Origin of the sequence: Leeuwenhoekiella sp. MAR_2009_132 (genome assembly GCF_000687915.1) — a bacterium.
In the GTDB taxonomy this organism is placed as follows: domain Bacteria; phylum Bacteroidota; class Bacteroidia; order Flavobacteriales; family Flavobacteriaceae; genus Leeuwenhoekiella.
In genome coordinates, this window is the sequence record NZ_JHZY01000002.1 from 678,383 (window position 1) to 698,292 (window position 19,910).

General features: G+C 36.9%; 9 protein-coding genes and 2 pseudogenes. All 11 read left to right on the forward strand.

What is annotated here, in order from left to right:
* Positions 1-43: 43 nt before the first annotated feature.
* On the forward strand, positions 44-3,274 hold the full coding sequence (locus tag P164_RS02910; RefSeq protein WP_028374979.1) for a SusC/RagA family TonB-linked outer membrane protein: 3,231 nt from the start codon (positions 44-46) through the stop codon (positions 3,272-3,274).
* 10 nt (positions 3,275-3,284) lie between these two features.
* The gene (locus P164_RS02915; protein WP_028374980.1) at positions 3,285-5,225 is read left to right on the forward strand and encodes a RagB/SusD family nutrient uptake outer membrane protein; all 1,941 of its coding nucleotides are present in this window, start codon (positions 3,285-3,287) and stop codon (positions 5,223-5,225) included.
* 17 nt (positions 5,226-5,242) lie between these two features.
* Positions 5,243-6,442, forward strand: coding sequence for a DUF4959 domain-containing protein (locus tag P164_RS02920; RefSeq protein WP_028374981.1), 1,200 nt, complete (start codon positions 5,243-5,245; stop codon positions 6,440-6,442).
* Between the two features lie 20 nt (positions 6,443-6,462).
* Positions 6,463-7,665 carry a DUF4998 domain-containing protein gene (locus P164_RS02925; protein ID WP_051621160.1) on the forward strand — a complete coding sequence of 401 codons (1,203 nt, stop codon included), beginning with the start codon at positions 6,463-6,465 and terminating at the stop codon, positions 7,663-7,665.
* A 216-nt stretch (positions 7,666-7,881) separates the two neighbouring features.
* A complete protein-coding gene (locus P164_RS02930; RefSeq protein WP_051621162.1) occupies positions 7,882-9,093 on the forward strand; it encodes a hypothetical protein in 1,212 nt (403 codons plus the stop codon).
* Between the two features lie 230 nt (positions 9,094-9,323).
* Positions 9,324-10,535 carry a BNR repeat-containing protein gene (locus P164_RS02935; RefSeq protein ID WP_234405811.1) on the forward strand — a complete coding sequence of 404 codons (1,212 nt, stop codon included), beginning with the start codon at positions 9,324-9,326 and terminating at the stop codon, positions 10,533-10,535.
* Between the two features lie 20 nt (positions 10,536-10,555).
* Positions 10,556-13,666, forward strand: coding sequence for a glycoside hydrolase family 2 TIM barrel-domain containing protein (locus P164_RS02940; protein ID WP_028374983.1), 3,111 nt, complete (start codon positions 10,556-10,558; stop codon positions 13,664-13,666).
* 8 nt (positions 13,667-13,674) lie between these two features.
* Positions 13,675-15,621, forward strand: coding sequence for a glycoside hydrolase family 97 protein (locus P164_RS02945; protein WP_028374984.1), 1,947 nt, complete (start codon positions 13,675-13,677; stop codon positions 15,619-15,621).
* Between the two features lie 194 nt (positions 15,622-15,815).
* Positions 15,816-16,634: pseudogene (locus P164_RS19160) on the forward strand (FG-GAP repeat domain-containing protein); the annotation flags it as partial.
* A 666-nt stretch (positions 16,635-17,300) separates the two neighbouring features.
* Positions 17,301-19,037, forward strand: a pseudogene (locus P164_RS19165) (FG-GAP-like repeat-containing protein); the annotation flags it as partial.
* The gene (locus tag P164_RS02955; RefSeq protein ID WP_081817306.1) at positions 19,038-19,907 is read left to right on the forward strand and encodes a family 16 glycosylhydrolase; all 870 of its coding nucleotides are present in this window, start codon (positions 19,038-19,040) and stop codon (positions 19,905-19,907) included. It begins immediately after the preceding pseudogene.
* The last annotated feature ends 3 nt before the right edge of the window (positions 19,908-19,910 follow it).

Here is a 19,910-nt window from a genome sequence, read left to right on the forward strand (position 1 = left end):
ATGAGAGTATTGAACAAAATTACTTTGACGATAATATAAAATTATGATACATACTATTAATAAATTAAAACACCGGTTTTGCTTGCTTCTCGTGGTTTTAGGTAGTCTCACTTCCGGCAGTTTATTTGCTGCAAATACAGAAATTTTAGGAGCTCCTCAAAATGTGGTTACAGGAACCATTTATGACGGTAACGATAAGCAACCTTTAATTGGTGTTACCGTACAGGAGAAAGGTACTAATAATGGTACGGCTACAGATTTTGACGGAAAGTATAGTATACGGGTTGCTAAAGGGGCTACGTTAGTATACTCATTTGTAGGTTTTGTCACAAAAGAAGTTGTGGTGGGTGACCAGCAAACTATAGATATGACTCTTAATTTGAGTCAGGAATCTCTTGAAGAAACCGTTGTTATCGCCTTTAGCGGAAAGCAGAAAAAAACAAATATGGTGACTTCGGTTGTTTCGGTTAATCCAGAACAATTAAAAGGACCTACAAACAACCTTACTAATATGCTTGCCGGTCGTGTTCCCGGTATGATTTCTTATCAACGTTCTGGAGAGCCGGGTGCAGATAATTCAGACTTTTTTATACGTGGTTTGAGTACGTTTGGTTCGGGTAAACGGGACCCTTTAATACTTATAGATGGTATAGAATCTACTTCTACAGATTTAGCGCGTCTTCAACCTGATGATATTGATTCATTTTCAGTCTTAAAAGATGCTGCAGCTGCTTCGGTCTATGGTGCACGAGGAGCAAACGGGGTGGTTTTAATTACTACCAAACGTGGTAAATCTGGTAAGACAAATTTTAGTTTTAGATCACAAACACGGGTTTCTTCAAATACTAAGAACTTTAATTTCGCAGATAATATCACGTATATGAATATGGCTAATGAAGCTGCTCTTACCCGAGATCGCCAGGCCATATTACCATATACACAAACAAAAATAGATAGAACTGCTGCGGGAGATAATCCCCTTTTATATCCTAGTAATAACTGGATAGATCAGATGGTTAAAGATTATACGGTAAATGAAAGTATAAATATTAGTGCAAGCGGTGGTTCTGAAAAGGCACGATACTATGTGGCAGGTACTTATAATATAGATAACGGAATCTTAGATGTAGAGCCTATTAATAACTTTAATAGTAACATTAAACTACGTAACTATTCCATTAGAAGTAACTTAGATATAGAACTTACAGAGACTACAGACTTATCACTTAATGTGTATGGTCAGTTTGATGATTATAATGGTCCGGTAGGTGGTAGAGATCGTTATAATGGTAATCCTGTATCTGGAGGTACTTATGTATTTAATACAGCAGTATGGTCAAACCCGGTTGCGTTTCCTGCAATTTATCCGCAGGAATTAAAGCCGCTTATTGAGCATCCACTATTTGGAGGTGCTCCTTCACAATTAGGGGGAAATACATTGTTATTTAATCCGTATGCAGAGATGGTTAAAGGATATCAAACCAGTAAGGCATCTACGATACAGGCACAAATTCAAATTAAACAAGATCTTGGTTTTATTACTGAAGGATTGAGTTTTAGATCTATGGGCTATATACGACGCTATGCTTTTTATGAAATTCAACGTCAATATAATCCCTTTTACTACTCATCTTCACTTAACCCCATTGATAATTCTATAGATTTAAGTGTACTTAATGATGGTAGTGAAGGCTCTATAGGTCAGACAGGAACCGAGTTTATTGATGTAATAGGTGGTTCTAACCGTCAAAACATCAATTCTAGAATCTATAATGAATCGCAATTAAACTACAACCGCACATTTGCAGAAAAACATACAATTTCTGCCATGCTCCTTAACTTAATTTATAGTACAGAAAATGGAGTAGTAGGTAACGACTTACAAGGTTCATTACCATTTCGTAATCACGGGGTTTCCGGTAGTCTATCTTATTCATTTGATGATAGGTACTTAACATCATTCAGCTTTGGATATAATGGTTCAGAACGATTTGCAAAAGGGCATCGTTATGGCTTTTTCCCATCGGTAGGTTTAGGATGGAGAATATCTAAGGAGAAATTCTTTGAACCTATAAGTGATGCAGTAACAAATTTAAAATTACGCTTAACATATGGTAAAGCTGGTAATGATCAAATAGGTGAAGACCGGGACCGTTTTTTCTATTTATCTAATGTTGATTCAAATAATCCTTTTTATGGGGCAACCTTCGGTCAGGATTTTAACTATGGAAGACCTGGAGTATTAATATCTAGATATCCTAATGAGGAAATAGGTTGGGAAGAATCTGAGCAATATAACCTGGGAATAGATTTAGAACTCTATAAATCCTTAAATCTAACCTTTGATATATTTAAGCAGAAGCGAAGCAATATACTACAAACACGTTCTGAAATAGGATCTGTAATAGGGTTAACGGCTCAACCACAAGCAAATTTTGCAGAGCTTGAAAGTCACGGTTTTGAGGTGGCTTTAGATTATAATAAACAATTTAACAACAACTGGTGGACACAGTTACGTGCCACAATGACTTATGCGACTAATGAGATTACCCAATATGACGAATTAAACTATCCCGATAATTTGAGCTATTTGTCGCGTGTGGGGCAGCACTCAAGTCAAACCTATGGTTATATAGCAGAGCGACTTTTTGTAGATCAAGAAGAGGTAAATAATTCACCTACTCAGTTTGGTGATGTAAATGGCGGTGATATTAAATACCGTGATGTAAACGGTGATGGTCAAATCACACCCCTTGATAAAGTTCCTATTGGTTTACCTACTGTGCCAGAATTTATTTATGGTTTTGGGGGTAGTGTAGGCTATAAGAATTTTGATTTAAGCATGTTTTTTCAGGGTTCTGCACGATCGTCATTTTTCATAAATCCTCAGCGCATAGCTCCATTTGTGGTAGAGGGTCGCTATCAGAACGGATTATTAAATGTAATCGCAGAAGATTATTGGTCTGAAGACAACCGTAACGCCTATGCATTTTGGCCACGTTTGAGTCAAACTCAGGAAACAAATAATATTCAAGAATCTACCTGGTGGTTACGCAACGGGGATTTTTTAAGATTAAAAAATGTTGAATTTGGGTACAAGGCACCAGAAAGCGTTTTAAATGCTTTAAATATAAAATCAATGCGTGTTTATGTTAGTGCATTAAACCTTGCGGTGTGGAGCAGTTTTGATCTTTGGGATCCAGAAATGGGAGGTAATGGTTTAGGTTATCCTATACAATCTGTTTACAATTTTGGTTTACAATTTGACTTTTAAAAAAATAGTTATGAATATGATATTTAATACTAAAAAAAGCAAAAAACGTTTGCATTCGTTAGTGCTTTCGGTAATTGCCTTAATGCTACTGAGCTCTTGTGAAGAGGAGTTTCTGGATGTAGTACCAGATAATGTGAATACTGTAGATAAAGTTTTTAATCTGCGAAATGAAGCCGAAAAATACCTATTTACATGTTATTCATATATGCCGGCAAATGGCAATTTACAGGGTAATCCGGCATTTTTAGCAGGAGACGAACTATGGATTCCTGATGAATTTCAGGCAATTACAGTTAACTCACTTAACATAGCTCTAGGTTTACAGCGCACAGGAGATCCGTATAATAATTATTGGGATGGAAGATTTCAGGCAAAACCCATGTTTCAGGGAATTAGACACTGCAATATTTTTATTGAGAATTTAGAGGATCCCTTACAAGTACCAGATATTGACGCTAGTGAACGAGAGCGATGGATAGCCGAAGCAAAATTTTTAAAGGCTTATTACCATTTTTATTTAATGCGTATGTATGGTGCATCACCTATAATTCGTGAAAATGTAAGTATAGACGCAGATGCGTCTGAGTTTGATATCCCGCGTTCTCCTTATGATGAAGGCATAGATTACGTTGTTGAATTGCTTGATGAAGCTGCAGCTATATTGCCTCCTTCTATAGCAGATCAAAATACTGAATATGGCCGTATTACGTCAGTCATTGCAAAGGGTCTAAAAGCTCGTGTATTGTTAACAGCCGCCAGTCCCTTATTTAACGGAAACGAAGATTTATCTGGTGTAATAAATCCTGATGGGACGGCATTGTACAATACTACTTACGAGCTATCTAAATGGCAGGAAGCAGCAGATGCTGCTCTTGAAGCTATAGAAACAGCAGAAAATGCAGGTCATGCTTTGTATGAATTTGCAGGTAATACCTTTAATCTTTCAGATACAACTGCTACTAAATTAAGTATACGTAACGCGGTTACCTTACGTAGAAGTCAGGAAGTGTTATGGCCCAATACCCAGAGCATTGTAACAGATTTACAGCGTCAAACTATGGCACCTCTTTCTATAGACGACAATCACAGGTCTGCTGAGAAAATTGTTTCGCCAACGCTTGATATGGCAAAGCTTTTTTACTCTAAAAATGGAGTGCCTATAAATGAAGATAAAAATTTAAACTTCAACAATATCTTAGAAATTAGAGAAGCAAATGCTTCGGAAGGAAATAATATTCTTCAGGGATATAGAACTTCCCGTTTAAACTTTGACAGAGAACATCGGTTTTATGCAAATTTAGGTTTTGACGGTTCGATATGGTATCGTAACGCAGATCAGGATGTTGAGAACGAGTCGCATATTGAAGGTAAATACGCAGACTACGCCGGAAGCAATCACGCGTTTTTCTTCAACGTAACAGGTTATTACTTAAAAAAGTTAGTTAATAACGATCAAAGCTTTGGTGCGAATGGTTCTTCATTTAGATCTTACGCCTGGCCAGAATTGAGATTAGCAGACTTGTATTTAATGTATGCTGAAGCTTTAAATGAAATAAATGGTCCTAGTGGTGAAGTTCTTCAGTATCTAGATTTAATTAGAGACCGTGCGGGACTAGAGGGTGTTGAGACTTCCTGGACTCAATTTTCTAACAACCCTAATAAACCAAATTCTCAAAATGGTTTACGAGAAATCATACATCAAGAGCGTTTGATTGAGCTTGCTTTTGAAGGTCAACGTTATTGGGATTTATTACGATGGAAAAAAGCCGTACGTGAATTTAATCAACCTATACAGGGATGGAATGTTTATGGTGAAGATGAGGCTGCTTATTACCAGATTAGAACATTACATCAACAACGTTTTGTAGCGCCTAGAGATTATTTCTGGCCTATTTGGGAATATGCACTTCTACAGAATTCGAATCTGGTACAGAATCCGGGGTGGAATTAATAAAAAAAAGAAAAATTATGAAAACAAAATTTTTAAATTATTTAGCAGTTTTGGGGTTGATCATTGGGATATCTTGTTCTGATGAAGATTTACAAACCCCTTTAGAAAATAACGCTAATGCTCCTTCGCAAGTTACAGATGTTAGCGTAGAAAACTTACGAGGTAAAGCAAGGGTTTCGTACAAACTACCCAAAGACCAGGACTTGCTCTATGTAAAAGCAAGTTATACACTCGCTAATGGCCGAGAAATGGAAGTAAAAACTTCATTCTACAATTCAAGTATGTTGTTAGAAGGATTTTCTGGAGCACAAGCTAATGAGGTTAAGATTACTACTGTTAATCGTAGTGAAAAAGAATCTGCTCCCGTGTTAGTAACAGTAAACCCATTAAGAGCTCCCATATTTGATGTATATGAGAGCATAGAGTCTGGTGCGGCATTTGGTGGGGTTTATCTAAAGGCAGATAATCCTGATCGAGAAGATATAGCCTTATTACTTATGGAAAAAGATGATCTGGGCGATTGGGTAATTAACCCCAATAGTATTTATACTTCTACAGATGAGATTACAAGTACCATTCGCGGTTTTGATACCCTATCACAGGAGTTTGCTATAACCGTTAGAGATCGCTGGTTAAATTATACAGATACATTATTTACCACAATTAAACCGCTTTTTGAAGAAGCTATTCCTAAATCTGGATACAGAGGGTTGGCATTACCTAACGATGCACCGCGTCATAATTCTACACCGCTTAGTGGTCTATGGGACGGTAATTTAATGAACTGGTCTGGAGTGTATTTAACACAGGGTACTTACACAGAAAATTTGCACATGTTTACTATAGATATGGGGGTAGAGGCAAAACTGAGCCGGGTAGTTATTTGGGATTATCCTGAGTATTTTAATGGGCGTACGTATTACTATAAAGGTTGTATGAAGCGCTTTGAAATTTATGGAAGTGATGAATTAGATACTTCCGGAGATTTAGCAAGCTGGACACTTTTAGGAACTTATGAAGAAGTTAAGCCTTCCGGGCTTCCTTACGGTCAACAAAACAATGAGGACTATGAGACTGCTGTAGCTGGTTTTAGTTGGGAGATCCCTGCAGATGTACCTAAAATGAGATACCTGCGTATACGTAATCTAGAAAACTGGGAAGGTGGCAAAAGTTTAGCCATAGGTGAAATTCAGATTTACGGTAATACTAATTTTTAATTTTAGAAATCATAATGATTATGAAAATACATAAATTAACCAAAATAGTTCTTCTCGTACTGTTAACGGTGCTCGGCTCCTGTGCAGATGTTGCAGAAATGGATGATTTTAAAGATTTTACCGCAGACGGTGAGATTAATTATTCTGAGAAGGTAGATTCTTTAAAGATTTTTTCGGGAAAAAATCGTGCTAAAATACAGGGTATTGTAGATGCAGATCCTAAAATTACTGAGTTTAGAGTTTATTGGGATAGTAAAAAAGATTCTGTAGTAGTGCCTATTACGCGTTCGATAGGAATAGATACACTAGAGGTAATAATTTCAGACTTACCAGAGAACATTTATAATTTTGAAATACGCACATTTGATAGTCAGGGCAATAGTTCTATACCTGTATCTGCAACGGGAGAGGTCTATGGAGAGCGCTACCAGGCAACCTTGTTTAATAGACCTGTGATAGCAAATAATCTCATAGAAGATAGTTTAGTTATTAACTATGCAGGAATGGATCTTACTTCAGGTGTTTTAGGAACCGAGATTGTATATACCAACACAAGTGATGAAGAAATAGAATTGTATGTACCTATAGCTGAACCATCGGTAACGATACTTGACTTTAAAAATTCTTCAACATATAAATATCGTACATTATTTAAACCAGAAGAAACGGCGATTGATACATTTTATACGGCGTACAATAATTTAAAGCCTATTCCTAAGCCATTAATGGTTAATGCTAAAATGCCTTTTGCTACTAGTGCAAGATCTGGTAGATGGGGAACAGTTGCAGAGTGGACAACAAATGATAATGCAAAAACGCACGGGAATCCACCAGTAGGAGGGTTTGACAATAATGGTGGGCGTGATGCAATGGGATTAGAAAGTTGGGGATCACCCCTAATACGCAATGGTAAAATTCACCAGATGGTAGATGTGCAGCCTGCTTCATACTCGTTAAATGTAAATTTATCAAACGGGAATAAACTGAGTGAAGCCGGAACCCGCGTGTTTATAGTAGTTGCGAAAGGTGAAGGTCTTCCTGATATTGATGACGTAACGACTTCTACTGATGTATTGGGCTTCAAAAAAATTACAGCTACAGGAAATATTATAGTAGATTTTATTTCAGAAGAAAATGCTCCGGTATCAGTAGGTATTGTGACAGATTTTACTGTAGATCAGAGTTACTGGAAAATACTTGAGTGGGATATAGTAGTAAAATAATAAAGAGCAGACGTACTAATTAATTAATAAATCAATAAGGCTCTTTCTGCACAAAAAAACTTGTGCGGAAGGAGTTGTATTGTTTAAAGAGCTTAATTATAAAGCAAATTTCTATGCTGTATTCAGCTATTTACAACCAAAGTAATTATTAAATATACCTATCATAGCTTTTAAAGTTTACTTGATAAATCTATAAATTCCTAATATTTAAGTTTTATGAAAATTAAATATACAATGCCTTTATTTTTATTGATAAGTGTACTCTTTTTAAATTCTGGATGTTCTGGCGAATCAAGTTCTGAAGTTACGGCACAGCCCGAAGAACCTGTAAAAGAAATTAATTTGGCCACCTTGATAACAAAAGAGCCAGAAAATTTAGCACCATATTCTGCAACTATTTGGGGACAAGTAACAGATGATGGCGGTACCTCTATTATTGAAAGAGGGGTTTGTTTTGGTTTAGAAACAAAACCAGATTATGATGGAAACAAAACCATAGCAAGCACGGTAAAAGGATCAGGAGAATTTGAGGTAAATCTTTCTAATCTCGCAGAAGGCAATGAATATTACGCACGGTCGTATGCAAAAAATGCAAAAGGCATCGCCTATGGCAACGAAATACAGTTTACTACAACATTTGCAGATCCACCAATATTTAGTATAGGAGAAAAGCGGGTTTCAGGAGCTCACGATATTTTTATAGCCATACGTTTAGATGAACCTGGAGATACCGAATTAAAAGAAATAGGAGTTGTGTATGGGTTTGAACAAAGCCCAACACTTGAAGATAAGGTTATAAAGAGGGAAAATCTTGACGCTTCTTTTACGGAACGTATTAGAGATTTAAAGGAAAATACCTTTTATTTTATTAGACCTTATACCAAAACAAGTAAACGTGTAGTATATGGAGAAGAAGTTTTAGTTAAAACAATCACTGAAGGAAAATTTACATATTCATTTAATGGTTTTGATGCAGCAAATGAAAATCACGTTCGTATTAAAGATGCCTTTGATACGGCGACACAGTATTACAATAATTTCACTTCTATTACTAAGCACGTCGTTGTTAATTATTCTCCGGGTACACCTACGGCAGATGCAAATTTTGCGGGCAATATTAGAGTAGGTTCTAATGCAGGATATCAGCGCACAGGAACCGCAATGCATGAGATGGCGCACACAGTAGGAGTAGGGCAACACTGGAAATGGAATGAGCTAATTAAGGCAGGAATTTATCAGGGAGCAGAAGCCAATGCTATCTTAAAAATGATGACAAATGACCCTAATGCTACCGTAAAAGGAGACGGAGTTCACTTTTGGCCTTACGGTGTTAATGGTGCTCACGAAGATAATGGTAAGGAAATGACGTATATCATTCACGCACTTATTATACAGGGGATGAAAGCAGACGGTTTGCCTTCAAACTAATTATTAGTTATTAAATCGATAAAGTATTATAATCGTAAAATACAGGTATTACATTTAAATTACGTACTTTTAAACGTATGTCATACATTTAATTGTTTTTGATGGGGATAGAGTTGTCTAAAATTTACGTTTTCTGCCTTTTAGGTTGTGTTTTAGTGTCGTGCGGCGTACATCAAAAAAATATAACTCCTGAGGTTTCAACTGTGGGTTTGGGTTGGTCATCCAATTCGGTGAATACAGTAATCTTTCGTCAAAATGCCCTAACAACTTATAAAAACACCCAGTTTACAGCTTTTTACGATGCAGATTCGAATCTCATTTTAGCAAAAAGAGAATTGCCTAATGGAGCCTGGGTAACTGCTAAAACCCAATATACCGGCAATACAGCAGATGCTCATAATACGATTAGTATTGCAGTTGATGGCGAAGGTTTTTTGCACGTTAGTTGGGATCACCATGATAATGAATTGCGCTATGCAATAAGTAAAACACCGTTAGGCTTAGTGCTAGGCGACAAAATAAGTATGACAGGTATAGATGAGCAAAAGGTATCATATCCTCAATTTTATAATCTTACTAATACTGGAGGTTTATTATTTATGTATCGCTCAGGGCAGTCTGGCAGAGGTGTTTTAGTTCTCAATAGTTATGATGTGTTAACTAAAAAATGGACGCAGCTTCACCAAAATTTAATAGATGGTGAAAATCTAAGGAATGCCTACTGGCAAGCTTATGTAGATTTAAAAGGAACTATACATTTATCCTGGGTTTGGCGCGAGACCTATGATGTAGCTACAAATCACGATATCGCCTATGCTAGGTCTTTAGACGGTGGCGTAACCTGGCAAAAATCTACAGGTGAGCAATATACGTTACCTATCACTGAAGCAAGCGCCGAATACGCCTGGAAGATTCCGCAGAATAGCAGTCTTATTAATCAAACCGCAATGACTACAGATTCAAACGGCAATCCCTATATCGCTAATTATTGGAATGAAGATCATAAAACGCAATATCAAATAGTTTATTTAGATAACGGCAACTGGAAAAAAGAAAACACGGCTTTTCGCACTACAGAATTCAAACTGGGTGGTGGCGGAACTAAAAAGATTCCCATCTCAAGACCAGAGATTTTTATAGATAAGCAATCGGGTAAAAAGATTACCTATTTACTATTTAGAGATGATACCAAAGGAAGTAAAATTTCATTAGCTTATAAAAATTTACAGGATGTGAGTAACTGGCAATTACTAGATCTAACTGAGCAAAGCGTTGGAGATTGGGAGCCTAATTTTGATAAAGAACTTTTTAAAAAAACAGGAAAGCTGCATATTTTTCAGCAAGAAGTAATACAGGTAGATGGTGAAGGTCTTAAAGCTAAAATGGCAACACCTGTACAAGTAATAGAACTAAATAAATTACCCTATAAAAACCTATTGTAAAATTCCAATTAACTAAATAAATGAGAAAAACTATTGTAAACCTTTTGAGCATGTTATGCATTTGTAGCGCAATTGCCCAAAACCAACAGAATGAGTGGGAAAACCCTACAATTTTAGATAGAAATAAAGAAGAAGGTCGCAGCGCATTTGTTTTATACGATAAAGCGAAAAATGCCCAAACGCGTACTCCTGAAAAGTCATCTCTTTATAAAAGTCTAAATGGAAGCTGGAAATTTAATCTAGCAAAAAACCCGCAACAACTTCCGCAGAATTTTTATAAAACCGATTTAGACGACAGCGGTTGGGATGCTATAAACGTTCCCTCTAACTGGGAGACCGAAGGTTTTGATATTCCTATTTATACAAACGTAGCCTATCCTTTTCCTAAAAACCCGCCCTTTATAAACGGGGATTACAATCCTGTAGGCAGTTACCGTACCACATTTACTGTACCTGAGGGGTGGAGTGATAAAGAAATTATTTTGAGTTTTGGCTCAATCTCAGGTTATGCGCGCATATTTGTAAATGGCAAAGAAGTAGGTATGACCAAGGCTTCTAAAACACCTGCAGAATTTGATATAACCAGTTTTCTGCAAAAAGGAGAAAATTTACTGGCAGTACAGGTTACTCGCTGGCACGACGGAAGCTATCTAGAAGATCAGGATTTCTGGAGATTAAGTGGTATAGAGCGTACTGTTTTTCTACAGGCAATGCCAAAAACAACAATTTGGGATTATCGAGTTACCAGTGATTTAGATGCTAATTATAACAATGGAAAATTTACCGCTGAGGTAGACATACGTTATTTTGCAAAAAGTAAAATAAAAAATCCACGAGTACAGGTTGCTCTTTTTGATAAAGATGGAAATCTGGTTCTAGCCGAAAAGAAAAATGTACCTGTGGCAGGTGGTAATTTATCATTTAATTTGACAATCCCTGATGTATTGAAGTGGAGCGGAGAAACTCCATATCTATATAATTACATCATAAAGCTAGAAGATAAAAATGGGCACACAGTTGCAGTTACTTCTGGGCGCACCGGTTTTAGAAAAGTAGAGCTTAAAAATGCACAGCTATTAGTTAACGGTAAGGCTGTGACAGTACGTGGGGTAAACCTGCACGAGCATCACCCAGATAAAGGTCATGTACCAGATCTTGAGATGACACGTAAAGATTTTGAATTGATGGCGCGTAACAACATCAACGCTGTACGTATGAGCCACTACCCACATGGGCAGGACGTTTATGATCTTGCAGATGAATTTGGTTTTTACATTGTAGATGAGGCAAATATAGAAACCCATGCAATGGGCGCAGAATTTCAGGGGGCTATAGATAAATCTAAACATCCTGCCTATCTAGAAGAATGGGCTCCTGCACATTTAGACCGTATAAAGCGTATGTATGAGATGGATAAAAATCATACTTCAGTAATTCTTTGGTCTATGGGAAATGAGTGTGGTAATGGTCCGGTTTTTTATGAAGCTTATGACTGGTTAAAGAAGACTGATGCTTCGCGTTTGGTAACTTTTGAGCAGGCAGGGCAAAATCCCAATACAGATGTTGTAGCACCTATGTATCCGCGGCTTAAGGATATGAAAGAATATGCAGAACGTACAGATGTTACACGACCTTTTATAATGTGTGAGTATTCTCACGCAATGGGGAACAGCAGCGGTAATTTTAGAGAGTATTGGGATATTATAGACAGCAGCCCACATATGCAAGGTGGTTTTATTTGGGATTGGGTAGATCAGGGATTGAGAGCAAAAACAGATGATGGACGTGAATTTTTTGCTTACGGTGGTGATCTTGGAGGTGAAAATTTGCAAAATGATGAGAACTTTAATGCAAATGGTTTAGTTACTGCAGATCGCATTGCTCATCCTTCTTTAGCCGAAGTGAAAAAAGTATATCAGCCTATAGAATTTTCGATCATAGGTAATACCTTGAATGTTACAAATGAATACAACTATACAAATCTTGATCAATTCAGTTTTAAATGGAATTTACTGAAGGATGGTGTTTCGGTAAAAACAGGAGAATTTAATGTTTCGGCAGAACCTAACACACAAGAATCTGTACAACTTGATTTACCTGAAATGTTACAAGGTGAATATTTCTTAGATGTTTATGCATATACAACTAAAGCTTCAGCATTAATTCCGGCTGGTTTTGAGATGGCGCTTGAGCAATTTGATATGAACAAGAGCAACTACTTTACTTCTAAAAAAGACATTACTTCAGAAAGTAAACTTGTTTTTAAAACTACAAATGACACCTTACAGTTCAGTTCTGATAAAGTAGTGGGAGCTATAAACCTAAAAACAGGTCAGATTGAAATATACCAACTTAAGAATGCAGGTGCTGTAGTAAGTGAGTTTCCGCAGCCCTATTTTTGGAGAGCTCCTACCGATAATGATTTTGGTAATGGTATGCCGAAGAAATTACAAGCCTGGAAAACGGCTTCTAAAGACGCACAATTAATATCTGCAGAGGTAGGAAAGCTTACTGATAATGGCTTGCCGGTTACCGTAATGTATCAACTTGAAGGGGTAGATGTGCCATATACGATTAGTTACTTAATTGCGAATACAGGAGAAATCACCGTAACAGCTAGTATAGATATAAGCGGTAAAGAATTACCTGAAATGCCTCGTTTTGGGATGCGTATGATTCTAGATGGGGATTTTGATAATTTAAAGTATTACGGCCGCGGACCATGGGAAAATTATTCAGACCGTAAAGAGTCTGCATTTTTAGGCACTTATAGTGATAAAGTAGAAAATCAATTTACGTATACCTACATACGCCCGCAGGAATCAGGATATCATACAGATGCACGTTGGTTAACATTAACCAATGCTGCTGGTACAGGATTGAAGATTTCTGGAGCTCAACCACTAGGGTTTAGTGCACTCAATATTTCTACTGAAGATCTTGACCCCGGTTTAACTAAAGATCAAAGACACCCAACAGATTTAACGGTACAGGATAAGGTTTTTCTTCATTTAGATTTAAAACAACGTGGTTTAGGAGGTCTCAACAGTTGGGGTGAATATCCTTTAGAAAAATACAGATTAGAAGATAATTCATACACCTATAGCTATACAATCTCATTGTTAGAATAAACAAGCAGATGCTAAAAAACCTTGTATGTATAAGTTGCATTCTTCTGGCTCCGTTTTTATGGGGCCAGACGGCTGCAATAGTTACAAGTCCGGATAATAATCTTAAAGTAACTGTTGCACTTATAGATAGTAAGCCTGTTTATACTGTAAAACTTAATGGGGAAATTTTTTTAGAAGAATCGTCCCTAGGTTTACAAACCTCGATAGGTGATTTTAGTACGGGATTGACTTTTGAACATTCAGAAGTGAAGGCTGTTTCTAAATCGTATGCGTTACCAAAAGCCAAAGTTAGTCACGTCGATTATTTGGCAAATGAGCTTATAACAAACTATACAAATCTCAACCGGGATACCTTATCCATACACATTAGAGTAAGCAACAGAGATGTTGCTTTTTCGTATAAACTAACTGCTAAAGACCGCAATACTAAGGTTAAAATTTTAGCGGAAGCGACAGGGTTTAATTTACCGGATGACGCTACTTCATTTATTACTCCACAGGCATTACCGATGTCTGGTTGGGAGCAAACCAAACCTTCTTATGAAGAAGAGTATACTTTTAATGAAACATTAGGAACCCCTTCACAATACGGTGTAGGTTATACGTTTCCGGCATTATTTAAAAATGCTGAAAATGGCTGGATTTTAATTTCTGAAACCGGTGTTGATGGGAGTTATCCGGGAGCACGCTTGGGAGAGTCTGATAACGCCGGTCTGTTTCCTTTGGTATTTCCACAAGAAGGCGAAAATAACAGTATTGGCGAAACCTATGCGGCGATGGCAATGCCGGCTCAAACGCCTTGGCGTACAATTACTCTTGGTAAAAGTTTAAAACCTATAGTAGAATCTACAGTAACATTTGATCTTGTAGAACAAAAGTATGCTCCTTCTCAAGATTATAAAATGGGTAAAGCAACCTGGAGTTGGATTGTCTGGCAGGACAGCAGTATGAATTATCAGGATCAGGTCACTTTTATTGACCTGGCAGCAGACCTGAATTTTGAATACATACTTATTGATGCTAATTGGGATACCTCAATAGGACGTAAAAGGTTTGAAGAGCTTGTTACCTACGCACAATCTAAAAATGTAGAAGTTTTGTTATGGTACAACTCAAATGGTTTTTGGAACAACGCACCTCAAACGCCACAAGACCTTATGAATACGGCCTACAAACGTCAACAAGAAATGGCGTGGCTGCAAAAAATAGGAGTAAAAGGATTAAAGATTGATTTCTTTGGAGGCGATAAGCAGGTCACGATGCAGTTGTATGAAGACATTCTTACCGATGCTAATAATTACGGACTGGCAGTAACTTTTCACGGGTGTACCTTACCACGTGGGTGGGAAAAAATGTATCCCAATTACATAACTTCGGAAGCCGTTCTGGCATCAGAAAATTTGGTTTTTAGACAAGATGCATTAGATAAACACGCCTATTATAGCACGATCTTACCTTTTAGCCGAAACACAGTAGGTGCTATGGATTTTGGGCCGGTATTTCTTAATAAGCGACTTTCAAAAGATCAAAAACGAGGTACGTTGCGAAGTACTTCAGATGTATTTGAGTTAGCTACAGCAGTTCTTTATTTTTCCCCTATTCAGCATTTTGGACTTACGCCAAATAATCTGGAAGAGCAACCTAAGTTTGTAATAGACTTCTTAAAAAAGGTGCCAACGGTTTGGGATGAGACCATTTATATAGGAGGTGAGCCAGGTGATTACGCAGCCTTAGCAAGACGCAAAGGAGCTGTCTGGTATCTCGCGGTTACTAACGGAGAGAAAAAAAACAAAACTTTAGAGCTCAATTTGCCGATGTTTAAAGGAGCTAAAGCAACTTTAATTTATGATACTAAAGATCATACAGCAGCAACAAAACCAGTTACAATTAATAAAAACGGAACGTTTACAATAAAACTATATGGTGAAGGCGGGGCATTGCTAATTACTCAATAAACCTAATTCATCAAGTTTAAGAATGCGATTACAATACATTTATGAATTTTAGAAATACTCAATTATTAGCACTTGCGGTACTACTTTTTACTTGTTGTAAAGAGGAAGCGACCACACTTTTCACAGAAATGAGTGCAGAAGATACAGGTCTTGTTTTTGAAAATACTTTGGTAGAAACCGAAGATTATAATGTAATGACTTATGAGTATATCTATAATGGTGGTGGCGTAGCTGTAGGTGATTTAAATAATGACGGCCTTGCAGATGTGTATCTTTCGGGCAACCAGGTAAACAATAAACTCTTCTTAAATAAAGGAGATTTTAAATTTGAAGACATTACTGCAAAAGCAAAAATTGAAGAAAAAGAAGGTTGGAAAACCGGAGTCTCGATGGCTGATGTCAATGGTGATGGATTGCTGGATATTTATTTATGTTACTCGGGCAATGCTCCTTCAGAAGGATTTACACAACCCGTGGTTAAAGAATATGCGGGACGTGCAAATCAGCTATTTATTAATCAGGGTAATGATGCTAATGGCATACCCGTATTCTTAGAACTAGCAAAAGAATTTGGTGTTGATGCGCTAGGAACATTTACAACACAAGCCTATTTCTTAGACTACGATCTAGATGGCGATCTTGATTTATTTCTACTCAATCACGCCAATAAATTTTACAATACACTTTTTAATGTTAAGCACCTTAGGAACTTACGTCACCCGTATTACGGCAATAAATTATATCAAAATCAAGACGGAAAATTTGTAGAAGTTTCTGAAGAAGCAGGTATTTATGGTACAGGAATCAACTTTGGATTAAGCGCAGCAATAAGCGATTTAAATAAAGATGGCTTGCCAGACATTTTTGTAACCAACGACTATTCTGAGCAAGATTTTTGCTATATAAATAAAGGAGACGGTACATTTAAAGAAATATCAAAAGCATCTTTTGGACACTTTTCCAAATACGCAATGGGATCTGACATTGCTGATATAAACAATGATTTAGAACCCGATCTTTTTGTAGTAGATATGCTGCCAGAAGATAATTACAGGCAAAAAGCACTAAAAGGGGCAGATAATTATAACCGTGCGCAAACACTCATAGATAGTGGTTATCACCATCAGTATATGCGTAATAATCTTCAGATAAACCGCGGGCACGACCCGGAAGGAAATCTGCAATTTTCAGAAATTGCGCAGTTGTCGGGTATTTCAAATACAGATTGGAGTTGGGCACCTTTAATTGCAGACTATGACAACGACGGGTTAAAAGATATATTTGTTACTAATGGTTATTTAAGAGATTACAGCAATCTGGACTTTAATAATTATACTGTAAATGAGGCAGTGCAAAGCGCACAGGAAAAAGGTGTTCCGCTAGATGTAGGATTATTGATAAGTAAAATTCCGGCAACTAAAATTTCAAATTATGCATTTAAGAATAAAGACGGATTAGCGTTTGAAAATGCTACTCAGGATTGGGGACTAACTATTAAAACTGTTTCCAATGCTGCTGCTTATGCAGATTTTGATAATGATGGAGACCTTGATTTAATTGTAAATAATCTCAACCAGCCGTTACTTATTTATAAAAATAACGAAGAAAAACGGGAGAAAAATAATTACATCACGCTGCAATTACAGGGTACTAACAAAAATACAAATGCGCTTGGTGCAAAAGTAATTTTGACGCTAGCCAGCGGAAAAACTATTTATCAGGAGGCGTATTATGTAAGGGGGTATCAATCTTCGGTACACCCTCAAATGACCATAGGATTAGGTAAGGAAGATAAAGTAAGCACATTGCAGGTTATTTGGCCTTCACAAAAGCAAACAACCCTTAACGAAGTTGCGTACAATCAAAAATTGGTTTTAAATGAGACCGATGCAACTGCAACCTATACTTATAAAGTCGAAACCAGTAAAAATTTACTTACCAACATTACAGAACAGGCACAGCTAGATTTTACGCATACAGAGAATGATTATGTAGATTTTAATTACGAGAGTTTAATACCCTATCAGTTATCAAGATTGGGCGGTAAAGCAGCGGTAGGAGATGTAAATAATGATGGTAATGATGATGTATATATAGCAGGAGCTAAAGGGCAAGCCTCCCAACTGTATCTGGGTAATGATGATGGTACATTAAAACAATATAATGATAATCAAGCCTGGACCTTACCGGAAGAACAAAATTATGAAGATAGTGATGCTTTGTTTTTTGATGCAGATGCAGATGGCGACCTGGATTTATATGTTGTAAGTGGAGGAAATGAAGAATTTAATGGTGATGCGTATTATCAGGATCGTTTGTATTTAAATGATGGTTCAGGGATGTTTACTAAAGCAGTAGGAGCATTGCCCGATATGAAGTTTAGTGGTGGTGTGGTAAAAGCCAGTGATTATGATAAAGATGGAGATCTAGATCTATTTGTAGGAGGAAGACTCTCTGCCGGTAATTACCCGATGATTCCGCGTAGTGTTTTATTGCGTAACGATAGCAGTAACGGAAAAGTGATCTTTTCATCGGTACGTAGTTACGATATAGAACAAGTGGGGATGGTCACAGATGCGGTATGGGAAGATATCGATAATGACAGCTGGCCAGATTTGATACTTTCCGGAGAATGGATGCCAATTACTGTTTTAAAAAACACAGAAGGACAGCTTAAAAACGAAACCGAACTCTTTGGACTAAATAATACAAACGGATGGTGGTTTAGTCTTACCGCAGGAGATTTTGACGGAGATGGTGATATTGATTTTCTTGCAGGAAACCTAGGTGACAATATGCAATTTTCAGCAAGTGAGACAGAGCCTATGCGTTATTACATACAAGATATAGATAATAATGGCCGTATAGATCCTATTTTAACGTATTACATCAATGGGGTAAGTTATCCATTACCTACACGCGATGAACTGCTGGGACAGGTGCCAACGCTCAAAAAGAAGTACGGTTCTTATGAAGCTTATGCTCAGGTAAACACTGAAAGTTTCTTAACTGAAAATGCTATAAAACCCCGCTTTACTTTAGAAATTTCTCATTTAAAATCTTCATTTATAGAAAATTTGGGCAATGGTAAATTTGAACTTAAAGCCTTACCATTTCTTGCGCAAAATTCAGCAATACAAGACTTTGTGTTTGAAGATTTTGATGGCGATGGTAAACAAGAAATTTTAGCAGCAGGTAATTTATTTCCGTTGCGTGTGGGAATAGGGCGTATGGATGCTTCTTTTGGAACGCTTATGAAATTTGAAAATAATGCGTTTAAGATTTCAGAAAAACAAAATCAATTGTGGCTATCGGGAGATATTAAAGGTTTAAATATAATGAAGTTTAATTCGGGTAAAAAAGAGCTTTTGGTAACTCGCAACAATGATAAAGCCCAGTTATACGCAATTCAATAAATGATGAATACAATCAAACACCTTTTTATTTTACTCTTTTTAATACAGGTTTCTTGTAAGTCTACAGACGCACTGACTAATACTAAAAAGCTTGAAGTTCCTAAAGGATATACGCTTGTTTGGAATGACGAATTTAATAAAGGATCAAAACCTAATTCTGAGTTTTGGTCGTATGAACATGGCTTTGTACGTAATAATGAGATGCAATGGTATCAAGAAGAAAATGCCACTATTGAACGTGGTAATCTCATACTTACCGGAAAGCGAGAAATGGTTAACAATCCCAATTATGAAGCGCAAAGTAACAATTGGAAAAAGAATAGAAAAGTAGCAAACTATACATCTTCCAGTATCAATACGCGTGGTAAGTATGCGTTTAAATACGGTATTGTAGAAGTACGTGCAAAAATTGATACTGCAAGCGGAATGTGGCCTGCAATCTGGACATTGGGAATCGAAAAAGGATGGCCTTCAAATGGCGAGATAGACATTATGGAATATTACCAAATTGATGGTGTTCCTCACATTTTGGCGAATGCCGCATGGAAAGGAAAAGAACGAGGGGTTTCCTGGGATAGTGAGGCAATTCCTTTTACAGCCTTTTTAGAAAAAGATTCAGACTGGCCCAATAAATTTCATATCTGGAAAATGGACTGGACCGAAGATTATATAAAACTCTATCTGGATGATGAGTTATTAAATACAATAGATTTAAGTAAAACTAAAAATGTAGACGAATTTAATGGGTTTCAACAGCCGCATTATCTATTGCTTAATCTGGCATTAGGTTCTAATGGAGGTGAACTAAAAGACACAAGCTTCCCAAGATCCTATAAGGTTGATTACGTGCGAATATTTCAAAAATTATAAGAT